General features: G+C 32.0%; 5 protein-coding genes. 4 read left to right on the top strand and 1 reads right to left on the bottom strand.

Annotated elements, in window-relative coordinates; genetic code table 11:
- Positions 1-318 precede the first annotated feature (318 nt).
- The 4 genes from PXC01_RS18380 to PXC01_RS18365 all read left to right on the top strand — a co-directional run bounded on the left by PXC01_RS18380 (position 319) and on the right by PXC01_RS18365 (position 2,587).
- Complete coding sequence (locus PXC01_RS18380) at positions 319-558, top strand: hypothetical protein (RefSeq protein ID WP_276473729.1); 240 nt, start codon at positions 319-321, stop codon at positions 556-558.
- A gap of 2 nt (positions 559-560) precedes the next feature.
- Positions 561-731, top strand: a complete 171-nt coding sequence (locus PXC01_RS18375) for a hypothetical protein (RefSeq protein WP_276473728.1) — start codon at positions 561-563, stop codon at positions 729-731.
- A gap of 173 nt (positions 732-904) precedes the next feature.
- Entirely contained in the window at positions 905-1,948 is a 1,044-nt protein-coding gene (locus tag PXC01_RS18370) for a hypothetical protein (protein ID WP_276473727.1), read from the top strand.
- Positions 1,949-2,170: 222 nt separating this feature from the next.
- Positions 2,171-2,587 carry a lipocalin-like domain-containing protein gene (locus PXC01_RS18365; protein ID WP_276473726.1) on the top strand — a complete coding sequence of 139 codons (417 nt, stop codon included), beginning with the start codon at positions 2,171-2,173 and terminating at the stop codon, positions 2,585-2,587.
- Between the two features lie 367 nt (positions 2,588-2,954).
- Here the strand turns inward: PXC01_RS18365 and PXC01_RS18360 are convergent.
- The coding region (locus PXC01_RS18360; RefSeq protein WP_276473725.1) for an IS110 family transposase at positions 2,955-3,344 on the bottom strand (390 nt) is incomplete at its 5' end.

Genomic DNA, 3,344 nt, shown 5'->3' with positions numbered 1-3,344 from the left:
TCGCATGTCTTTGGGGTTTGGTCTGCGCCGCTTAATGCCGCTAACATAACCTATAAGTAATGCGTGGCTTAAGGTTTTTAAAATGGTTTGGCTATATTTATAAGGTCGCTAAATCTGTTGGATTTAGCTTTGGACAAAAAAGAAACAAATCAAAACCAAAAGCTTTAGCTAAGCGCGTTTCCCGAAATCCGTCGGATTTCCCAAACGCACTACTCATAGCTTTGGTGTTAGCATTTATTTCATAAAATATTTTATTTCAAAAGTTGTAACAAATTGACTTGTAACATTACCTATCAACTGAAATCATAAAAAACTAGCATGAAATTCGGTAAAGTTTTACAAATCATTGGATACGTTTTATTTGGAATAGGAGTAGTAGCTAGAATAGTTTCAAGACTCTCTGATGGAGAAACATCAGACATGATTTCGGACTTTCAACTTCTAAAATTTCTTGGATTTGTTTTTTGGATAACTGGATTTGCCATTATGGAAATCAGAAAAAGAAGAACCAAGAATAAAAGTGAAAATGAACTCAATAACCCTTCTACAAACCAATAGTAATGGACAAGAATAAAAACTATGTGGTAACATTTATTATTGGAATTCTAGGCTTTTTTATCGCCTTATGGTTATTAGTCCAAGGTCGATTTTTAATCGGGATTTTTGGAGGAATTACATGCATTCAACTTCTTAAGAATGGAATTAAAAAAACAAATGCTAACAATGGCTAAAATTCATTGCTTGCGGATTTCCTAAACGGAAATCACGCGCAAAAAGCTATCTTTAGGTTCGGCTGGATTGTCCTTCGGACGAATCACAGCAACGAACCTTAGCCGAGCCATTGGCAGTAATTATGAAAACAATATCAATTATTATATTACTACTCTTATTTAATTCAAATTTAATGGCACAAACATTAAGATATTCACCTTTGGACTATTCATACGAATTGAAGTCAGACGATTTTAATTCAATGAGAATTAAAGGTAATATAAACACAGTTGAATTTTGGACCATTTCAAACCAAAACTTTCACTCAAAAAAAGATTCTATAAAAGAAAAAAGTGAAAAGGAAGACCATCAAAAGTTTATATTTAAGAAGTCTGCTTTAATCAAGATTGAATACTATTATAAAAATGGTAATATTAGGGCAGTCCAGAAATTTACAGACTCTTTAATCACCGAATTTTCTTTTTTCCTAGAGGGAGATAGAAAAGCAAATGTTACAACATTTGAATACCAAAATAAATTCTTAAAAAAGAAAACAGAAATTACAGATAAAGATGAAAAAGTAACAGAATACTTTTACAATAAAGAAGGATATTTAGAGTTGTGCAAAACTGGAAACATTGGCTACAAATACATTTACAACTCAAATCAAGAATTTTATCAAATTCGAATGTTCTTTCCTAGTCAGAAAATATATGAAATAAATTATCAGAAGTTGAATGCTAATAAAACTAAACTGATTAATCGAAATTTAATACTGACAGAAAATATAAGTTTTGATTCGCTAAACACACTTTTACCATCTTTCGAACAAATTAGAGAATTCGATATGGATGGCAATGTTCTTCTTGAAGAATCTTATGACAAAGAAGAACTTCAGTATAGAAAAAAATCAAAATATTCGAGTAATAAAATAATAGAATTATCATATCAAACTAAAAATGGAACTAACGATAAAACCATTTATGATTACAATGAAAATGGACTATTAATTAAGCGAACTGCTTTTAATAACGATAATATCATAAACTTTAATGAGGTAAATTCGTATAATTCAAACCAAGATTTAATTTCACAAAATCAAGAAAGTTCGTTTAATGGAAATGAATTTAAAAAATATAAATACAAGTATGATATTAATGGTAATTGGATTGAAAAGAAAGAGTACATTAATGATAAATTATTTAAGACTGAATATAGAATAATTACGTATAAATAAACTACTGCCAACAATGGCTATAATTAATACGGGGTTTAGTGCTTAACCCAAAGTTTAGAACTATTAAAGAAGTCCGCCAAATCTTTTTGATTTGGCTTTATAAAGAAAAAGATAAAACAAAATAAAAAGTTTTGGCTAAGTGCTAAATCGAAAGTTTAATGCTTTTAATTCCCGTACTAACCATAGCCGAGACGTTGTAAAACATTTAAAAAAGAAGTCTGAATGAAAAAATATTTTATTTTAATTATTGCGTTAGGTTCTTTTCTATTTATTGCCTGTGAAAAAGAAGCTGAAAGTCCTTTAGAAGTTGACACAGATATTATTGATTGGTGGATCTTGCATTCAAAAACAATTGATGATGTTGAACAAGAAATAGATAGATGTGAGTCGGAATCCTATTTAATTTTAGATGCGGATGAACGTGTAACGAATCAAATCGGTTATTTTGACCCGCAATTTGGTTGTAGTATTAAAGGAGGTAGTGGATGGTATACCGTTAGTGGTAATGATGTTACTTTCGACTACGTGGATACAAACAACGAGATTATAGAAACACTAACCTATACTTTTGAACTAAATGATGATAAGCTGTCACTAGAAATATCGAATAATGAAGTATATACTTATCAAAGGAAATAGAAAATATCGAATTGCGTTAACTGGAATTACTGAAATTGAGGTAGTTGAGCCAATTAACAATGGACTAATAAGTAAAACTCTAAATATCTAGACTTTTGCCAAAAATGAAAATTATGCTGAAGAAACCCACTAGGCGTAAAAACACTACACACAACACAACCTATAAACAATACGGGCTTACGGCTTAATCGCAGGGTTTGTGTATTTTTATGAAGTCCGCAAAATCTTTGGGATTTTGCTTTTTAGCGGGATAAAGAAAAAAGAAAACCAAAAGATTTCGCTATGTGCGTGGCGGAAAGCAAACGCTAGTTTGCTCCCGTACTGTTCATAGGTACTGTGTCAAAAAACAAGTTTTTTCTTTTATAATTTAGGAAACTGGTTGATTTATCAAACTGTTATCCCGCGCAGCAAGGGCTTCATGCTTTTGCTGCTTTTTTATTTCATATTCATCATCATAGTTTTCTTCGTTCTTCCATAAGGTGTACATCAATATCAATAGTTTTCTCTGCACCGCTACAAGTGCCACTAACGGCTTTGCCTTGTTCGGCTTCAGTCTGTTATAGTACTGTTTCAATGTAGGGTTACAGCGTACACAGGTCATCGAGGGCATATGTAGTACCGCCCTGATATGGCTGTTCCCTTTTTTACTGATCCTGGTCTTCCCTTTGTAGTTGCCGGATTCCCTCAATACCACGTCATAACCGGCGTAGCTGGCCAACTGCTTGGCGTTGACTATCGATTCAAAACCTAAGGTTTC

The sequence above is a fragment of the Maribacter huludaoensis genome, from assembly GCF_029350945.1.
GTDB classification, from domain to species: domain Bacteria; phylum Bacteroidota; class Bacteroidia; order Flavobacteriales; family Flavobacteriaceae; genus Maribacter; species Maribacter huludaoensis.
The sequence above is the reverse complement of the archived record's forward strand: the minus strand, read 5'-3'. Positions and strand labels throughout refer to the sequence as shown.

Excerpts from the sequence above, each read along its gene's own strand:
- PXC01_RS18380 (WP_276473729.1), top strand. The coding sequence starts at position 319 with ATGAAATTCGGTAAAGTTTTACAAATCATTGGATACGTTTTATTTGGA.
- PXC01_RS18375 (WP_276473728.1), top strand. The coding sequence starts at position 561 with ATGGACAAGAATAAAAACTATGTGGTAACATTTATTATTGGAATTCTA.
- PXC01_RS18370 (WP_276473727.1), top strand. The coding sequence starts at position 905 with ATGGCACAAACATTAAGATATTCACCTTTGGACTATTCATACGAATTG.
- PXC01_RS18365 (WP_276473726.1), top strand. The coding sequence starts at position 2,171 with ATGAAAAAATATTTTATTTTAATTATTGCGTTAGGTTCTTTTCTATTT.